The sequence below is a fragment of the Paenibacillus sp. J31R122 genome, assembly GCF_056269185.1.
Genome location: NZ_JBWDNM010000011.1, coordinates 199,365 through 216,565, shown reverse-complemented (window position 1 = coordinate 216,565; position 17,201 = coordinate 199,365). Strand labels below are relative to the sequence as shown.

The following is a 17,201-nucleotide window of genomic DNA, read 5'->3' as shown; positions in this document are numbered from 1 at the left end:
GACTTAATCCATACACAAAGCTCAAGCCGTAATGCCGTGAGGCAGCGGCTTTTTATTTTGAAAATAGAAGTAGCCCAAATTACCAATAAAAGAGTGTTTAACGACCAATAGAACACATTATTCGTATAGCTTCGACGAGACCCCCTTTACAACGCAACCATTGTTGGGCACAATAAGGACTAGCTGAAATATTGGAGGAAAACCGAATATGCGTCTAAGAGGAAGAAAAGGAATTCGTGAAAGCTTGGAAGGTCAACCGGAACTGGTTGTTCTGGATGCTGCTCCCCACAAAGGGAAATGGCGTGAATTTTTCGGAAATGACCAGCCTATTTATGTAGAGCTTGGCATGGGCAAGGGCCGTTTCATTAGTGAAATGAGTGCTCGTTACCCACATATAAACTTTATCGGTGTCGACATGTACGATGAGCTGCTTCGCCGCGCAAGCGAGAAGGCTCGCAACATTTGGGAACAGAAAGGTGAGAAGCATCCGCCTAATCTCGCGTTGCTGCGGGCAAATATTGAAGGAATAGAAACAATGTTCGCTCCAGGAGAGATCGAACGGGTTCATCTTAACTTCAGCGATCCATGGCCAAAAAGCAAGCATGCGCGCCGCAGGCTGACGCATCCGCGTCTTGTCGCCAAATATATGGAGCTGCTTAATGAACGTGGCGAGATCCATTTTAAAACGGATTCACAATCGTTATTCGAATTTTCACTAAACAGCTTTGCTGAAATGGAGCTCATTATGCGAAATATTTCGCTTCATTTGCATAAAGAAGGTCCCCGTGAGGACCTCGTGTTTACTGAATATGAGATGAAGTTTATGGAAAAAGGTCAAAATATTTATCGCTGCGAGGTTGTTATTGGTTCTGAGGCGCTTCAAAAGCACCGTGATGCTAAACGGGAAAAAGCGCTTAAGGAAGCAAACGAAGCAGATGAAGCAAACGAAGCGGATGATGCGCCCGATAATGCAGACACAAACGAGGCTTAAAGGATGCCATTCAGAGCGGCTGCCCAAGCGAAGGTTACCGCAATAGCAGTAACTGTTCCAATAAAGGCGCCTGCAATAACATCAGAAGGGTAATGTAAGCCCAGATAAATTCTTGACCACCCAACTGATATTCCGATTAGTAAAGCCACCGGCATAAGCAGAGACAGCCATATACCTCCGCTCGTAAGCAATATAGGGACGAGCCAAGCGAATATGGCTGTCGTATGTCCGGACGGGAAAGAAGAATCTTGAAGAGGCTTTGGACATGTATTCACATTGTTCGGCATGGCCTGATAAGGTCGCAGCCGTTTGAATTTTCTTTTACATATCGCTACTGGGAAGTGGCTGATAATAACGGCAGCCAAGCATTGCCAACCTGTTGTACTCCAAGGCGTTGGAGTTAAAAGCGCGTATGATAGAGCTGTTGTGAGCGTAAAGGTAGCGCCGCCCAAATGTGTTACCGAGCTTAACCATTTCCCAATCAACAAGTGAAGCTTTCCTTTAGAATGTCTACGATTCGCCCAAATGAACATTCGCAGATCACTCGTTTTAAGCCAGTCTATAACTCGTTCCATAGCGGCCATCCTCCCCATTGATGCATGCTTTTTCTCCTATTCCGATCGTAACATGTTTTTGTTTGCTGAACGTTAACATTTAATTAGCCTTTATTAACAGTGTATTATTTAATTTGTTTTACAGTAATCGTTTTACAAATCGCTTCTATGGGTAAAACTATTACAGAGACATCTGCAGCAACTATGAGATATGTCAGTAGAAAGGCTTAAAAAAAATGTCGAGATTGCAAAAATGTGAGTTTTTTAATGGTGTGTTCACACGTTTGTCACAATAAAGAGTCGGTTTAGACGAAACATTTATAAACTTTTCATCGTATTTAAGGACAATAGTGCTAAAAAATTAGCAAATGGTTGAAAATAAGGCTAAGTTGAAGAAAAAGGAGGTACTGCGTTCATTGATCGGGGATGCAAGCGTTTTTCTGACGAGATTAAGCCTAATCACGTCATTTTCAACTTTTGACAAAGAGGATGTTTCTGTGGAGAATCAGTAAGGGTCAAGAGGCGTTTACAGAAAAACGCTCTTAAATCGCGAAACGAGCATACTGTGCCAAAGAAAGGCGTCAGTCGTTTACGCTAGAGAGAAATATATAATAAAAAGCTTGTCACCCATCCTTGTGATGGCGTTGAAACAAGCAAAAAAATGGGGTCTCAAGGGGGCAGTACCGCATGGTCTTAAGTACGATCTTTATTGTTTTACAAGTGTTAATGGCGTCTATCGCGGTGTATCAATTCGGTCTCTCCATCTTTGGTTTTATGAAAAATAAAAGCCGAAAGCATCACGCGCCTCAAAAATCATTTGCTGTACTTGTCGCAGCCCACAATGAAGAAAAAGTGGTTGCAGCTTTGATTGAAAACTTAAAAGAGATGGATTACCCAAAGGAACTATACGATATTTTTGTTATTTGCGATAACTGCACAGACGGAACGGCTGATATAACTCGCAGCCACGGCGTACAGGCATGTGAAAGAACCAATCAGCATTTGCGCGGTAAAGGCTATGCGATTGAGTGGATGCTAAAGGAACTTTGGAGCATGCCAAGACAATACGATGCAATTGTTATGTTTGATGCGGATAACCTAGTCAACCGTGATTTCTTGCAGCTGATGAACAATGATTTATGTGAAGGACATCAGGTTATACAAGGTTATTTGGATACAAAAAATCCGACTGACTCCTGGGTTACCGCGGCTTACGGCATCACTTACTGGTACTGTAATCGCTTGTGGCAGCTTTCCAGAACGAATTTGAAAATGAGTAATTTTCTAGGCGGGACTGGAATGTGCTTCGACACAGCACTGATGAAGGATATGGGCTGGGGCGCGACTAGCCTGGTTGAGGACTTAGAGTTCTCTATGCGCTGTATTCAACGAAATATCTATCCTATTCTAAACTATGATGCGAAAGTATATGATGAGAAGCCTGTTACATTCAAAGCATCCGCTCGCCAACGGCTGCGCTGGATGCAGGGACATTTTAATGTCGCTCGGAATTACTTCTTTCCACTGCTATGGGCAAGTATTAAAGAGCGGAATTTCGTTAAATTCGATTCGGCTATTTACACAGTATCTGTATACAATACGCTTTTGGGGTTTCTGCTTACTCTGGTGATGTGGATCGATATGGCGATTCCTCAATTTAATGCACTGAATTCGGTTTACAGTTACTTACCATGGTGGGTTATGGCGATCGCGATTTTTGCAGGTGTTATTCAATTCCCGCTAGCAATGATGCTTGAGGGAGTTAGATCATGGAAGCCGTATGCTTATCTATTAACATTGCCAATCTTCCTGATCTCCTGGTGGCCGATCACCTTCTATGCCTTCTTCACGCAAAATAACAAGCAGTGGAGTCATACGGAGCATTCACGCGTTATACGGTTGGAGGAAGTTCAGAATAAGCAGCTTTAACGGAAACGGGTATAGAGTCGGTCAAAGATTATTACAGCTTAAGATTGACATCCCTTTGCGGGCTATGGTATAGTAACGAAGTGAATTTTCAACTAACTTAATGACGCACAAGTAGAAGCACCCGCTTCTCACCTTTCGGCTAAGGCTGGCTGGTTAGCGATAATCGATTAGCCATTCCTCTGAAGAGAAGAAGCGGCATTAATGTACGGTTATGAGATGCGGGTTCGAGCGAACCCGCATTTTTTTTATTGTCTTTAACTAGGTAAGATCCCAATTTGGAGGTGGCACGTTATTAGCAGAGAACATCAAATCAATGATGAAATCCGGGCCAGAGAAGTGCGCTTAGTAGGCGCTGAAGGCGAGCAAATCGGAATTAAATCGATTCGTGACGCATTGCAGCTTGCAATTGAGCTGAATCTGGATTTGGTTAACGTCGCACCGACGGCTAAACCACCGGTATGCCGCATAATGGACTATGGAAAATTCCGTTACGAGCAGCAGAAGAAAGAAAAGGAAGCACGCAAAAACCAAAAGGTCGTTGATCTTAAGGAAGTGTGGTTCCGCGCAAATATTGAGGAAAACGACTACCAAACGAAATTCCGTAACGTCGTTAAGTTCCTTAATGAGGGCGATAAAGTGAAAGCATCCGTTCGATTCCGCGGTCGTGAGATTACTCATGCTGCAATCGGACAAAGGATTTTGGATCGCCTCTCCAAAGAGGTTGCTGAGATATGTAACGTAGAACGCGCTCCTAAGCTGGAAGGCCGGAGCATGATTATGATTTTGGCACCCAAAACCACTAGTTAACAACTGGATGATAAACCTTAAGGAGGAAAACTGAAATGCCGAAGATGAAAACGCACAGCAGTCTGAAAGACCGCTTCAAAATTACTGGAACTGGTAAAGTAAAACGTTATAAAGCATACCGCAATCACTTGCTTTCCGGTAAATCCGGACGTCAAAAACGCGTTCTCGCTAGTCAGCCGCTTATGGCATCTGGCGACGTGAAACGCTTGAAGCAAGGCCTAGGTAACTTGTAAGAAATATATCGACCAAATAAGATAACTACAGGAGGTTCCCACCCATGGCAAGAGTCAAAGGCGGTTTTGTCCGCACTCGTCGTCGCAAAAAGATTCTAAAATTAGCAAAAGGTTATTTCGGTTCGAAGCATCGCCTGTTTAAAACAGCGAAGGAGCAAGTAGGCAAGTCCCTAATGTACGCTTACCGTGACCGTCGCAACAAAAAACGTGACTTCCGCAGACTGTGGATCGTTCGTATTAACGCGGCAGCTCGTATTAACGGACTTTCGTATAACAAATTCATGCACGGCTTGAAACTTGCGGGCGTAGAAGTTAACCGCAAAATGCTTGCTGACCTGGCTGTTAACGACATTAGCTCGTTCAACTCACTTGCAGGTATCGCTAAGGAAAAAATTAACGCCTAGTCGTTAATTGATTATAGAGGCTGTCCCATGTCGTCATTGCGATGACACGGGACAGCCTTTTGCTGTTTCCACACATTTATAGTTCTATCGGACAAACATACAGGCGAACACCTTATTTCCTGAATATGCTGAAGAACAACAGGAAAGGAGGGATTTCGCATGCGTAATGTTTCCAAGCAGGATGTCCGGAAACTGATCGGCAAATCCATTTATGCAGTTAATCAAGACGGCTCAGTTATCACTGGCAAGCTTGTTCGGATTCACCAAAATAAACTAGTTATGGCTCCGCTCAAAAGAGATAAAGGTAAACGGGTTCAAACAAAAGCATTTATACTGCCACTCGTTTTGTTTGATCTGCTGGCAATAGGTACACTTCCATTTGCGGGCGGCTTTGGCGGAGGTGGTGGATGCTGCAACAACAATTACAATAACAACTACAACAATAACTGTGGCTACGGTGCCCCTAATGGGCCTATTGGGCCTTATGGGTATGGCAATCAAGGCTACAATGGCTTTTAAATCAATTAAGTAGTTAAGTAGCTAAGGGTGGGGTCAACAGCTTAAGCATCTCATAGCAGCGGAGCTCTGGATGGTAGTGGACGGTATCGTATCCAAGCTTAATGTATAATTGATGAGCTTTGGCGTTTATTTGATCCACGAACAACCGAGCTACCTTGCACTGGTGTGCTTGGCCATAGGCCTCGCTTTGCGCTATTAATTTTCTGCCCCACTGGCGATTGCGGTGATCGGGATGTGTGACCATCATATCTAAATAAAGAACCTCGTCCATTACTTCAAAATGGATGAATGCGACGGGTGCGCTTTTTTTAGAGAGAGAAGCTACATACGTAACACCGCGCCTGAACCGTTTCGGGAGCTCGCGGATCGTTTGCGCATCAAGCTGATGCACGGTATGAGACAGCGGAATAAGCTCGGTACGAATAAGGCGAACCAGCTCTGCTTCGTCATATCTAGGCTCGTAATATCGAATCATGTTCATTCACCTATTTCTGCAGCGGTGATAAAAGATTAAGCTGCATGAATTTGCCGTTTAAAGGCTAAATTAGTATATGTCACATGTTGATGTAGTGCGCCCAATATAATTTATAGGAAGAGTTGCTTCTGGTTATTGACGAACAGGATTTAACGGCATATAATAAGGAAAGTCTTATCTACCATGTTATGGTGTACGCACCGAAATGGTAAATACAAAATCGGCAATGATGAGGACGAAGTGTTAAGGGCTCTTTTGAACAGAGAGCGGATGGATTAGCTGCAACCATCGCCAATATCCCTTTTCTACGAGCTCACCTCGGAGCTGTTTCCCTGAAAAGCAACAACAGAAGCTGTTACTTATTAGGGGAAATCGCAGGGCAAGCGTTACAGTGCCAATGGTATGAACGATATTTGTAGAGCGTTCTTACCTGTGGAGGTTATACTTTGGAAGAGGTATAACGAATTTGGGTGGTACCACGGAAGTTATACCTTTCGTCCCTCTTTGCTTTCGTATGAAGCATGAGGGATGGAAGGTTTTTTTGTTTTTTCTGAGAGGAGGATGACTGATGGTAACGCAAGGTGCAACACTGAAGTCAATAGAGGAAATAAAGGAAAGGCTTTCGAAGCCCGAAGTCATAAGCGGCTCGGAAATTTTGCTTCGTAGCTTGGTGCTTGAAGGTGTCGATTGTGTGTTTGGGTATCCCGGAGGCGCAGTGTTGTACATTTACGACGCTATGCACGGATTCTCAGATTTTAAACATGTACTAACTCGTCATGAGCAAGGTGCTATTCATGCGGCAGACGGTTATGCTCGTGCTAGCGGCAAGGTAGGCGTATGTATCGCGACATCAGGTCCTGGAGCAACAAATCTGGTTACTGGTATTGCAACTGCCTTTATGGACTCAGTACCGCTCGTAGTTATTACGGGTAATGTTATTTCGAGCCTAATAGGAAGCGATGCTTTCCAAGAAGCGGACATTACAGGAATTACAATGCCGATAACGAAGCATAGTTACTTGGTACGCGATGTGGAGGAACTACCGCGTATTATCCATGAAGCCTTCCATATTGCCAATACAGGTCGTAAAGGCCCCGTATTGATTGATATACCGAAAGATATCTCTGCAGCAAAAACATTGTTCAAGCCGGTAACTGAAGTAAGTATTCGCGGTTACAACCCAACTGTATCGCCTAATAAGCTTCAAGTTGATAAGCTGATTAAAGCGATTGAGCAAGCAGAGCGTCCACTTATTTTAGCTGGCGGCGGAGTTGTATACTCCGGTGGACATGAAGAATTGATGGAATTCGTAACGAAGACTCAAATTCCAATTACGACGACATTGCTTGGCCTGGGAGCATTCCCAAGCGGTAATGATCTATTTCTAGGTATGCCGGGTATGCATGGCACTTACACTGCTAATAAATCGATTCAAGCAGCAGATCTGCTTATCAATATCGGCGCTCGCTTCGATGACCGCGTAACTGGTAAGCTTTCAGGCTTTGCACCTCTTGCGAAGATCGTTCATATCGATATTGATCCAGCGGAGATTGGCAAAAACGTACCTACAGACATTCCGATTGTTGGAGACGTTAAGACTGTTCTTCAGATGGTTAATCAACAAGCTAAGCTTGCGGACAAAGCCGATGCATGGCGTGCTCAGCTTAAAGCGTCCTGTGCGGAATATCCGTTCTCTTATAAGGATTCCGATGTTGAGCTTAAGCCGCAGTGGGTAGTGGAAATGATCCACGAAACAACAAACGGCGATGCGATTGTAACGACTGACGTTGGCCAGCATCAAATGTGGGCTGCACAGTATTACAAATTCAACAAACCGCGTTCATGGGTGACATCTGGCGGATTAGGTACGATGGGCTTTGGCTTCCCTTCTGCTATCGGCGCTCAAATGGCGAATCCGGAACGAGTAGTTGTTTCCATTAATGGCGACGGCGGTATGCAAATGTGCGCGCAGGAGTTGGCGATATGCGCAATCAATAACATCCCGGTTAAAGTTGTCATTATTAACAACCAGGTGCTCGGCATGGTTCGTCAATGGCAAGAGCTGATCTATGACAACCGTTACAGTCATATCGACCTTTCTGGCAGTCCTGACTTTGTTAAGCTTTCAGAGGCTTATGGAGTAAAAGGGTTCCGCGCATCTAACAAAGAGGAAGCTCGTGCTGTATGGGAAGAAGCGCTTCGTCATCCTGGCCCTGCGGTCGTTGAATTCGTTGTTCGCAAAGAGGAGAATGTATATCCGATGGTTGCGCAAGGAAGCACGATCGACGAAATGATCATGGGGGATGCGGAATGAAAAAGCACACGATCGCAGTAATCGTAAATGACCAGCCAGGCGTTCTGCAGCGGGTATCGGGCTTATTCGGACGCCGTGGCTTTAATATTGAAAGTATTACAGTTGGTTCGAGCGAGGAGAAAGGCTTGTCGCGTATGGTCATCGTCACTTCGGGTGATGACCATACCCTCGAGCAGGTCACTAAGCAATTGTACAAGCTGATTGATGTTATCAAGGTAATTGATCTCAGCTCGAATCCGATGGTTGCACGCGAGCTTGCGCTTATTAAAGTTAGCGCTGAGCCGGCATCACGCCCAGAAATTTTGGGTGTTGTAGAGACGTTCCGAGCAGCTGTTGTAGATATTGGGACTCATTCGCTTATTGTCCAAGTCGTAGGTGATACCGAGAAAATCGACGCGATGGTCGAATTGCTTAAACCTTACGGTATCCGCGAGCTGTCGCGTACCGGAGTGACTGCATTAAATCGAGGCAACGTGAAGTAATACCTTTATACCTTTATAGCTTTATACATTTCAACTTCCCGCTTTGAGTGGGAGTTTAAGGGGAGAACCGTAGAATATGCGGTATTCTCTACTTAAACACCCACTCAAAAGGGTTAAATTAAAGGAGGCAATTATTAATATGGCAGTTACAATGTATTATGAAAAAGACGCGGATCAAGGCGTACTTCAAGGTAAAACAATCGCAGTAATTGGTTACGGTAGCCAAGGCCACGCACAAGCACAAAACCTTCGCGACAGCGGATTAAAAGTTGTTATCGGGCTTCGTCCTGGTAAATCTGCAGACGTAGCAAAAAAAGACGGTTTTGAAGTACTTACAGTTGCTGAAGCGACAAAAGTAGCAGATGTAGTTCAAATCTTGCTGCCTGATGAAACTCAAGCTAGCGTATATACAGCTGAGATCGCTCCAAACCTGAAAAAGGGCGCTGCTCTTATGTTCTCTCACGGTTTCAACATTCACTACGGCCAAATCGTGCCTAATAAAGATACTGACGTATTCCTAGTAGCTCCAAAATCCCCTGGTCACATGGTTCGCCGTACGTACCAAGAGGGCTTTGGCGTTCCAGGACTAATCGCAATTGAGCAAGATGCAACTGGCAATGCTAAAGCTATTGGCCTTGCATATGCTAAAGGTATCGGCTGTACACGCGCAGGCGTTATCGAAACATCTTTCAAAGAAGAAACAGAAACTGATTTGTTCGGTGAGCAAGCTGTTCTTTGCGGCGGCGCTTCCGCGCTTGTTAAAGCAGGCTTTGAAACGCTTGTTGAAGCCGGCTATGCTCCAGAAATGGCTTACTTCGAATGTTTGCATGAGCTTAAGCTGATTGTTGATATGATGTACGAGGGCGGAATTTCGTCGATGCGTGATTCGATCTCCAACACAGCTGAATACGGTGACTATGTTACAGGTCCTCGTATCGTTACAGAAGAAACGAAGAAAGAAATGAAACGTGTATTGGAAGATATCCAATCCGGTCGTTTCGCTCGTGACTTCATCCTTGAAAACCAATCGAACCGTGCTATGCTAACGGCAACTCGTCGTAACGAAGCTGCTCACCCTATCGAGCAAACAGGCGCTCAGCTTCGTGAATTGATGCACTGGATCAAGAAGTAATAAAAGCTTAACCAATGAAATAGTATTACGAATAAACGATCATATCCCGGTTCGCCGGAGCGTTTGCCGAAACTTTACTGCATCGGCAAACGTCTCTTGTGCGTATCGGGATCATTCTGTTCTCGGAGGTGTATGGCAGAAATGCGGAAAATTTATATTTTCGACACAACGCTGCGTGACGGAGAGCAATCTCCTGGTGTTAACCTGAACACGAAGGAAAAGGTGGAAATTGCGCTACAGCTCGAGAAGCTTGGTGTAGATCGTATGGAAGCTGGTTTTCCTGCGGCATCGCCTGGAGATCTTGCTTCGGTTAACGCGGTGGCTCGTGCGGTTAAGAATGCTACAGTCATCGGTCTATCTCGTGCAAGAGAACAGGATATCGACGCGGTGCGTGAAGCTTTAATAGGCGCACAGGATCCATGTATTCACTTGTTCCTTGCCACAAGCCCAATTCACCGTAAGCATAAGCTGCGGATGGAGAAGGAGCAGGTGCTTGAAACGGCTGAGCGCGCTATACGTTATGCAAAGCAATATTTTGATAAAATTGAATTCTCTCCTGAGGATGCAGGTCGTACGGAGCTTGATTTTCTTTGTCAGGTTACAGATATGGCTATTAAAGCAGGCGCTACGGTTGTCAATATTCCGGATACGGTTGGATATTTGTACCCAGTAGAGTACGGTAACATCTTTAAGACATTGAAGGAAAATGTTCCGAACATTGAGACTATTCAATTAAGCGCGCATTGCCACAATGATCTCGGGATGGCAACTGCAAACGCATTGTCGGCTATTCTAAACGGTGCTGATCAAATTGAAGGTACCATTAACGGAATTGGCGAGCGTGCGGGCAACACTGCGCTTGAAGAGATCGCGCTAGCGCTTGAGACACGCAGTGATTACTTTGGAGCGAAAACAACGCTTAACCTGAAGGAAATTGCAAAGACTAGCCGCCTTGTCAGCAAGCTGACAGGTATGGTTATTCCAGGTAATAAGGCGATTGTAGGAGCGAATGCGTTCGCGCATGAGTCGGGTATTCATCAGGATGGTATGCTGAAGGAAAAAACGACTTATGAGATTATCTCACCAGATACAATCGGTCTAAAAGAATCGAAGCTTGTGCTTGGCAAGCATTCCGGTCGCCATGCATTCCGTGAAAAACTGATCGATCTTGGCTATGAGCTGGATGAGGATGCGGTAAATGCGATATTCGCTAAGTTTAAGGATTTGGCTGACCGCAAGAAAACCGTAAATGATGAAGATATCCGTGCGATGATCGAAGAGAAGCTGATTGATACGCCTGAGGTGTTCACACTTGAGACGATTCAAGTAAGCTATGGCAATCAGTCTACTCCAAGCGCATCTGTACGCATTCGTAAATCAGAAGGTGAAGTAGCGGAAGAAGTGGCGATTGGCAATGGTTCAGTTGACGCCATCTACAATGCTATCGATAAAGTAACAGCTGAAGTAGTTGAGCTTGAAGATTATTCGATTAAGTCTGTATCGCAGGGCAAGGACGCACTGGGCGAGGTACATGTTGTACTTAAACAAGATGAAGTGTCAGCGCAAGGTCGAGGCCTTAGCACAGATATTCTTGAAGCTAGTGCAAGAGCTTATATTGATGCGCTTAATCGTTTGATCGACAAACGGAAGTCTCCAGGACGCCGCGACAAGATGAGTTTAGTCTAATATAAAAGATGAGACAGTAAGCCAAAGGGTTTCCTTAGGGCATACTGTCTTTTTTTTTTGTATATAAGATCATATCTGTTGATTAACCGATAAAAGGTATTTCGATCGAAAAATGATTGCTGAGTGACAAGGGGGAATGAGTAATCTTTATTATCCTTTATTTAGTAGGGGGGGATGGGGATATTACTGTTTAAGTGCATAGTCGTCTCGTGGCTTTGAGGTAATGATAATTTAGTTTCACATTGTGAAACTAATGAGAGTCATTGTGGAATTCGATACGAATTAGGTTCACATTATGCACCTAATTCACCGGAAGGTGTACACAGACCGAGCTAACCTAGTAATTATGTTCATCCCTTGACACTAAATCGCAGCTAACCCTTTCGCGGCCTCATTATAATTGCAAATATTGAAACTAAGGAGGCATAGTAACTAAGAAAGCGGACAGTCAATCGCACACCGTTTATATCTAAACCTTCCCTATGGGACGGCGACAGCCTATTACACTTGCGTAAAATTTAATAGGTAATGCCTAAATAAGACGAATGTCCTTTATCATTTAATGACACGCTGCAAGCCTTTATAGTTATAGTCTATAAAGGCAATAGAATTTATATCTTTGTGTTCGAATAGGTTTTATGGTACAAATGATAATAGAATGAGAATGATTTCATAGGTTTGTTTGTATGGCAGAGTGCGCAGCGCTGATGCTGAATGAGCCTATATGAAAAAGAGGAGTGTTAAATCTATTATGTCAGACGTAAAAAAAATTGCAGTTATTGCTGGTGACGGTATTGGTCCTGAGGTCGTAGGCGAAGCACTTAAAGTACTTAAAAAAACAGAAGAGCTGTTCGGCTACAAATTCGAAACGGAGCACGGCCTGTTCGGTGGTATTGCGATCGACGAGAAGGGCACTCCGCTTCCTCAAGAAACGCTTGAGCTTTGCAAAGGAGCAGACGCTGTATTGCTGGGCGCAGTTGGCGGACCGAAATGGGACAACAATTCGAAAGAGCTTCGCCCAGAAACAGGCTTGCTAGGTATTCGCAAAGAGCTTGGCTTGTTCTCAAATATTCGTCCAGCTACTGTTTTTGACTGCTTGAAAGAAGCTTCGACACTGAAGCCTGAAGTGCTTGAAGGAACGGATTTGATCGTAGTGCGTGAACTGACTGGCGGTATTTATTTTGGTGAGAAATTCCGTCGTGAGAGTCAGTTTGGTGAAGAAGCAGTGGATACTTGCGCGTATAACGTGCTGGAAATTGAGCGCATTGTACGTCAAGCTTTCGATATTGCAATGACTCGCGGCAAACGTCTTGCTTCCGTAGATAAAGCTAACGTTCTAGAAACATCGCGACTATGGCGTGAAGTTGTTAACCGGATTGCACCTGATTACCCAGAGGTAGAACTGGAGCATATTCTTGTTGATAATTGCGCGATGCAATTGCTTCGTCGTCCTTCCAGCTTCGACGTTATCGTAACTGAAAATATGTTCGGCGATATTCTTAGTGATGAAGCAGCAATGCTGACTGGCTCGATCGGTATGCTTTCCTCTGCTTCACTTGGAGAAGGAAGCTTCGGCTTGTATGAGCCGGTACACGGCTCTGCGCCTGATATTGCGGGTCAAGGCATTTCCAATCCAATTGCAACTATTTTGTCTGTTGCGCTTATGTTCCGTCTTACATTCGGCTACCACGAGGCAGCTACAGCAATTGAAACAGCTGTTAAAGAAGTGCTTGATGCTGGACACCGTACAGGTGATATCGCTGTTGATAAGAGTAAGGCAATCGGAACGACAGAAATGGGCGATCTAATTATTGCAGCAATTAGAAAATAATTATTAATTATAATTAATAATTATAATTATTATAATTTAGTAATCGTTACAATATTGACTTCATTCTATTCCAATGATATTATTAATCAGGTAAGTCACAAAGATGAAGTGACATAGAAAATAAAATTTATGGACAAGTCAAGGAGGTTTTCTATAATGGCAGAGCGTTTGGTAGGCCGTCAGGCCCCGGATTTTACATTGGAAACAGTACAAGGTAACGGTCAAGATTTCGGTCAAGCATCACTTGCGGATTACAAAGGTAAGTGGTTGGTATTTTTCTTCTATCCACTAGACTTCACTTTTGTATGTCCAACAGAAATTACAGCACTTAGCCAAGCTGCTGAAGAGTTCAAGAAGCTTAACACTGAAATTCTTGGTGTCAGCGTTGACAGCAAACATAGCCACCGCGCATGGATTAACACGCCGGTAAACGATAATGGCCTTGGCCAACTTGCATTCCCTCTTGCTGCTGACATCACGAAGAGCGTTGCTCGTGACTACGGCGTCTTGATCGAAGAAGAAGGTATCGCACTTCGCGGCCTATTCATCATCGATCCAGAAGGCGAAGTTAAATACCAAGTCGTTAACCACAACGATGTAGGTCGCAGTGTTGAAGAAACACTTCGCGTATTGCAAGCTTTGCAATCCGGCGGTCTATGCGCTATGAACTGGAAACCAGGACAACAAACATTGGTAGCGAAATAATAATATTTTCGTACCTTCTAAAACCCGTACCATTTATGGTGCGGGTTTTATTCGATTTATTGGGTCGTTGATCATGTTTCGAACTTTTAAAGCAGGAATTACAGCCATGCTCAGCGAATAGGTTATACATAACTAATGCAAACAATCAGATTCTTACGAAGTAGGTTTGCTGCGCAAACCTTAACGTATTCTTACGAAATAGGTTTGATGTTCAAACCATGGAGGAGGAGTCGTCAATGAGTTTTTGCTGTGGAGCTAGTATGATCGGTACGAAGGGGACGTTAAAGCATTTTCGGACGCATATTCATAATGTGCCGATCACGTTTTGTCCGGTATGCCACCGTGTAGACATTCATTATTTAATTGAGAACGAATATGAAATATTAGCCGAATACGCACATGGCGACGGAGCTGTTGAGGTTGATTTTGAAGAGTATGTTGAGCAAGAGGGAAAGGCACTATTAGAAAATTGTGTGAATCATGAAAACGAAGATCCAATGGATGTTGTTCACAGTCAAATTGATATGGCATTAGATTTGCTAAGCTTCGCTAAGCAGATTGAGGATACGGAGTGGCAGCTGCTATTAAAGAAGCGTCTAGGCATGCTCAATAGCAGACGGAATAAGCTGCGACAGCGCCGAACGTCCGTCTAGTTATTCGGGAAACGAATCGCAAGCCTCCCTATCGGAGGCTTTTCTTTTTTTGTTTAAAGAACGAGCGCTGTACCCCCTAAAACCATACATGTTGAAACGAATTATACAGTAGTGAGGTGGAGTGATTGTTACTTGTTTTGTTCAAACGCTTTTTGCGGAATTCCAATTCCGCAGTAGCAGAGGAGTCCGAGCAGAAGCTTGCTCCAGAACAATGGGTTGCTCAAATTCGTCAAGGTGACGAGCTGCAACGCGAGCAGTTCATATCAGACTACAAACCTTATATTATGAAAGTAACAAGCCGATTTTCAAAACGGTATATTGATCCGACTCGTGATGAGGAATTTAGCGTAGCGCTGATCGCTTTTAATGAAGCGATTAATCAATTCGACAGTCACGCTGGAAAATCATTCATCGGGTTCGCTGAAACCGTTATAAGACGCCGGCTTATTGACTATGTCCGAAAAGAACAAAGGCATTCCAAGGTTGTGCCATACAGTATGTTCGACTCTGAAGAGGAAGAGCAGTTGCAGTATAATTCTATCGAAACCAAACAGGCATTGAATGCTTATGAAATCAAACAGACTGAGGATGACAGGCGGCTGGAAATTCTACAGCTAAGTCAAGAGCTTGGGCGATTCAGTATTTCCTTTAGTGAGCTGGCTGATCAATCACCAAAACATGCCGATTCTCGAAAGCTGCTTATTAGCATAGCGCAAAGGTTTGCTAGTGAGACAGTGTTATTCGAATCACTTAAACTAACGAAAAAACTACCGGTCAAAGAGCTTACTGAGATGTGCGGCGTATCGCGCAAAACGATTGAGCGGAATAGGAAATATATAATAGCAATTGCACTTGTTATTTCAGGTACGTATCCATTCATGCATGATTATTTAAATGTTACGGATAGTCAAATTGCAAAGAATCAGGAGGCTAGCAAATGAAGCGTGGAATCGTTATGAGCATTAATAAACAACATGCTGTTGTGTTGACGGCAGATGGAAGTTTTTTGCGAGCCCCTATTCAAGGAACGACGCAAATTGGCGAAGAAGTAACATTTGAAGAAGAGTATAGCAGGCGAGTCACTTTTAAAAGGTCGTATTGGTATGCAGGAGCGGCAGCTGTCGTTCTCTTTATGTTTATCCCGCTGATGCTGTTCGTGCAGCGTGATGCTCATCCAATTGTTGCTTATATGAGTATGGATATCAATCCGAGTGTTGAGATCGGGGTGGATGCCGAAGAAAAGGTGCGTGAGCTGCGCGCTTTGAATGCGGACGGCGAGCTCGTTATCAAGGGTCTGGCCTATAAAGGGATCAGAGTTGAAGAAGTAGCTGCTTCTATTGTGGAAAGGGCATCAACATCACATTATTTGGATGAGCAAGATAAGGATATTTTTATAACGAGCATGCTGCTGGAAAATAACGAGGCGTTAAAACTCGACTATGAAGCTAATATAGCTGAAAAGGTCGATCAATCATTAAAAGAGCTGCTTTCCAAGCTTGAGACAGAAGCTTCTAGTGCTAATGTCACAACCTTGTCTGTGCCGAATGAACTATGGCAGGAAGCTGAGGCTAATGGCATTTCTTCAGGCAAGATGGCTGTGTACTTAATGGCGAAGGATGAAGGCTATGAGCTGGAACTGGAGCAAATGAAGCAAAAATCGATAGATTCTGTAACGGAGTCGATCGGCGGGGTGAAAACAATCGTAAATGAGGAGACTGACACGAGCAAGAAAAAACTTGTGGAGCTCGTTCAACGCGAACAAAAGGAAAAAGAAAAACAGCAGAAGACGAATAAGAATGGCGCTTCAGCTAAACCGTCTGAAAAACCTGTTGTGAATAAGCCGGACAAGACTAATAAGCCCGACAAGACTAATAAGCCCGACAAGACTAATAAGCCAGAGAAGACCAATAAGCCAGAGAAGACGGCGAAGCCCATTCATACAGAGAAACCTAAGAAGACAGAATTACCGTCAAGCTCTTGGAAAAATGATGAAAATGAAAAAAAAAATAACTTTAAGCCATGGATAGAATGGAATAAGCCGACTGCAAGCACCAAGCCAAATGGCAATAAAAATGACAATGATAAATATGGAAATGGTCTTGATCGTAAGTGGAATAATAAAGACGACGATGATGACAATGATGACAATGATGACAATGATGACAATGATGACAATGATGACGACTATGATCGTAATATAAATAAAAATAAAAATAACAACGAAAAGGATCGTGATAAAGACCATAAAAATGAGCGGAACGATGAAAGAGATTATGGTGATAGCAATCACAAAAATGACAATCGAGATCATGATAAAAAACAAAATAAGCAAAATAATAAAAATGACAAAAATCAACAAAAAAATAGCGATGAAAGCTGAAAGGGGTTAGGGGTTTGGGTATGATATAGTTCATGATCTTCTTGACATAATTCGACAGTATTTCCGATTGACAGGGCTTGTGATGTCCACCTATGATAAGGATGAA

The 17,201-nt window shown here is 43.7% G+C and carries 17 protein-coding genes and 1 other annotated feature; of the genes, 15 read left to right on the top strand and 2 right to left on the bottom strand.

Going from position 1 to position 17,201, the window contains the following annotated elements; translation table 11 throughout:
• The first annotated feature begins 208 nt into the window (after positions 1-208).
• Positions 209-991, top strand: a complete 783-nt coding sequence (trmB, locus tag AC0YN7_RS19220) for a tRNA (guanosine(46)-N7)-methyltransferase TrmB (RefSeq protein WP_475811632.1) — start codon at positions 209-211, stop codon at positions 989-991.
• On the opposite strand, the gene AC0YN7_RS19215 is transcribed toward trmB, so the two are convergent.
• Positions 988-1,566: a phosphatase PAP2 family protein gene (locus AC0YN7_RS19215; RefSeq protein WP_475811631.1), complete on the bottom strand. Its 579-nt coding sequence runs from the start codon at positions 1,564-1,566 to the stop codon at positions 988-990. The genes trmB and AC0YN7_RS19215 overlap by 4 nt on opposite strands.
• A 666-nt stretch (positions 1,567-2,232) precedes the next feature.
• On the opposite strand from AC0YN7_RS19215, the gene AC0YN7_RS19210 reads away from it, so the two are divergent.
• The 5 genes from AC0YN7_RS19210 (at position 2,233) to AC0YN7_RS19190 (ending at position 5,437) form a co-directional block, all read left to right on the top strand.
• Entirely contained in the window at positions 2,233-3,474 is a 1,242-nt protein-coding gene (locus AC0YN7_RS19210; RefSeq protein WP_475811630.1) for a glycosyltransferase family 2 protein, read from the top strand.
• 103 nt (positions 3,475-3,577) lie between these two features.
• Positions 3,578-3,726, top strand: a sequence feature (ribosomal protein L20 leader region).
• Positions 3,727-3,783: 57 nt separating this feature from the next.
• Positions 3,784-4,281, top strand: coding sequence for a translation initiation factor IF-3 (gene infC / locus AC0YN7_RS19205; RefSeq protein WP_475811674.1), 498 nt, complete (start codon positions 3,784-3,786; stop codon positions 4,279-4,281).
• 35 nt (positions 4,282-4,316) lie between these two features.
• Positions 4,317-4,514, top strand: coding sequence for a 50S ribosomal protein L35 (gene rpmI / locus AC0YN7_RS19200; protein ID WP_475811629.1), 198 nt, complete (start codon positions 4,317-4,319; stop codon positions 4,512-4,514).
• A gap of 44 nt (positions 4,515-4,558) precedes the next feature.
• Positions 4,559-4,918 (top strand): 50S ribosomal protein L20, encoded by a 360-nt coding sequence (rplT, locus tag AC0YN7_RS19195; RefSeq protein WP_475811628.1) that lies wholly within the window; start codon positions 4,559-4,561, stop codon positions 4,916-4,918.
• Between the two features lie 159 nt (positions 4,919-5,077).
• Positions 5,078-5,437: a hypothetical protein gene (locus AC0YN7_RS19190; protein WP_475811627.1), complete on the top strand. Its 360-nt coding sequence runs from the start codon at positions 5,078-5,080 to the stop codon at positions 5,435-5,437.
• Between the two features lie 13 nt (positions 5,438-5,450).
• Here the strand turns inward: AC0YN7_RS19190 and AC0YN7_RS19185 are convergent, their stop codons facing one another.
• Positions 5,451-5,912, bottom strand: a complete 462-nt coding sequence (locus tag AC0YN7_RS19185; protein ID WP_475811626.1) for a GNAT family N-acetyltransferase — start codon at positions 5,910-5,912, stop codon at positions 5,451-5,453.
• Between the two features lie 568 nt (positions 5,913-6,480).
• Between AC0YN7_RS19185 and ilvB the strand changes: the two genes are divergently transcribed.
• The 9 genes from ilvB to AC0YN7_RS19140 all read left to right on the top strand — a co-directional run bounded on the left by ilvB (position 6,481) and on the right by AC0YN7_RS19140 (position 17,095).
• A complete protein-coding gene (ilvB, locus tag AC0YN7_RS19180) occupies positions 6,481-8,226 on the top strand; it encodes a biosynthetic-type acetolactate synthase large subunit (protein ID WP_475811625.1) in 1,746 nt (581 codons plus the stop codon).
• Complete coding sequence (gene ilvN / locus AC0YN7_RS19175) at positions 8,223-8,708, top strand: acetolactate synthase small subunit (protein WP_475811624.1); 486 nt, start codon at positions 8,223-8,225, stop codon at positions 8,706-8,708. The genes ilvB and ilvN overlap by 4 nt, the downstream gene beginning before the upstream one ends.
• Before the next feature lie 139 nt (positions 8,709-8,847).
• Positions 8,848-9,840, top strand: a complete 993-nt coding sequence (ilvC, locus tag AC0YN7_RS19170) for a ketol-acid reductoisomerase (protein WP_475811623.1) — start codon at positions 8,848-8,850, stop codon at positions 9,838-9,840.
• A 141-nt stretch (positions 9,841-9,981) separates the two neighbouring features.
• Complete coding sequence (locus AC0YN7_RS19165; RefSeq protein WP_475811622.1) at positions 9,982-11,526, top strand: 2-isopropylmalate synthase; 1,545 nt, start codon at positions 9,982-9,984, stop codon at positions 11,524-11,526.
• A gap of 751 nt (positions 11,527-12,277) precedes the next feature.
• Positions 12,278-13,357 (top strand): 3-isopropylmalate dehydrogenase, encoded by a 1,080-nt coding sequence (leuB, locus tag AC0YN7_RS19160; protein ID WP_475811621.1) that lies wholly within the window; start codon positions 12,278-12,280, stop codon positions 13,355-13,357.
• Between the two features lie 156 nt (positions 13,358-13,513).
• Entirely contained in the window at positions 13,514-14,062 is a 549-nt protein-coding gene (locus AC0YN7_RS19155) for a peroxiredoxin (RefSeq protein ID WP_475811620.1), read from the top strand.
• A gap of 236 nt (positions 14,063-14,298) precedes the next feature.
• Complete coding sequence (locus AC0YN7_RS19150; RefSeq protein ID WP_475811619.1) at positions 14,299-14,715, top strand: hypothetical protein; 417 nt, start codon at positions 14,299-14,301, stop codon at positions 14,713-14,715.
• Positions 14,716-14,840: 125 nt separating this feature from the next.
• The gene (gene sigI / locus AC0YN7_RS19145; RefSeq protein ID WP_475811618.1) at positions 14,841-15,656 is read left to right on the top strand and encodes an RNA polymerase sigma factor SigI; all 816 of its coding nucleotides are present in this window, start codon (positions 14,841-14,843) and stop codon (positions 15,654-15,656) included.
• Entirely contained in the window at positions 15,653-17,095 is a 1,443-nt protein-coding gene (locus tag AC0YN7_RS19140) for an anti-sigma factor domain-containing protein (RefSeq protein ID WP_475811617.1), read from the top strand. Before sigI ends, AC0YN7_RS19140 begins: the two co-directional genes overlap by 4 nt.
• The last annotated feature ends 106 nt before the right edge of the window (positions 17,096-17,201 follow it).

What these genes read in the sequence shown, in the direction of transcription:
- trmB (WP_475811632.1), top strand. Translation starts at nt 209, where the DNA reads ATGCGTCTAAGAGGAAGAAAAGGAATTCGTGAAAGCTTGGAAGGTCAA.
- AC0YN7_RS19155 (WP_475811620.1), top strand. Translation starts at nt 13,514, where the DNA reads ATGGCAGAGCGTTTGGTAGGCCGTCAGGCCCCGGATTTTACATTGGAA.
- AC0YN7_RS19165 (WP_475811622.1), top strand. Translation starts at nt 9,982, where the DNA reads ATGCGGAAAATTTATATTTTCGACACAACGCTGCGTGACGGAGAGCAA.
- AC0YN7_RS19140 (WP_475811617.1), top strand. Translation starts at nt 15,653, where the DNA reads ATGAAGCGTGGAATCGTTATGAGCATTAATAAACAACATGCTGTTGTG.
- ilvC (WP_475811623.1), top strand. Translation starts at nt 8,848, where the DNA reads ATGGCAGTTACAATGTATTATGAAAAAGACGCGGATCAAGGCGTACTT.
- AC0YN7_RS19215 (WP_475811631.1), bottom strand. Translation starts at nt 1,566, where the DNA reads ATGGAACGAGTTATAGACTGGCTTAAAACGAGTGATCTGCGAATGTTC.
- AC0YN7_RS19190 (WP_475811627.1), top strand. Translation starts at nt 5,078, where the DNA reads ATGCGTAATGTTTCCAAGCAGGATGTCCGGAAACTGATCGGCAAATCC.
- AC0YN7_RS19150 (WP_475811619.1), top strand. Translation starts at nt 14,299, where the DNA reads ATGAGTTTTTGCTGTGGAGCTAGTATGATCGGTACGAAGGGGACGTTA.
- AC0YN7_RS19185 (WP_475811626.1), bottom strand. Translation starts at nt 5,912, where the DNA reads ATGATTCGATATTACGAGCCTAGATATGACGAAGCAGAGCTGGTTCGC.
- AC0YN7_RS19210 (WP_475811630.1), top strand. Translation starts at nt 2,233, where the DNA reads ATGGTCTTAAGTACGATCTTTATTGTTTTACAAGTGTTAATGGCGTCT.
- ilvN (WP_475811624.1), top strand. Translation starts at nt 8,223, where the DNA reads ATGAAAAAGCACACGATCGCAGTAATCGTAAATGACCAGCCAGGCGTT.
- rplT (WP_475811628.1), top strand. Translation starts at nt 4,559, where the DNA reads ATGGCAAGAGTCAAAGGCGGTTTTGTCCGCACTCGTCGTCGCAAAAAG.
- ilvB (WP_475811625.1), top strand. Translation starts at nt 6,481, where the DNA reads ATGGTAACGCAAGGTGCAACACTGAAGTCAATAGAGGAAATAAAGGAA.
- leuB (WP_475811621.1), top strand. Translation starts at nt 12,278, where the DNA reads ATGTCAGACGTAAAAAAAATTGCAGTTATTGCTGGTGACGGTATTGGT.
- rpmI (WP_475811629.1), top strand. Translation starts at nt 4,317, where the DNA reads ATGCCGAAGATGAAAACGCACAGCAGTCTGAAAGACCGCTTCAAAATT.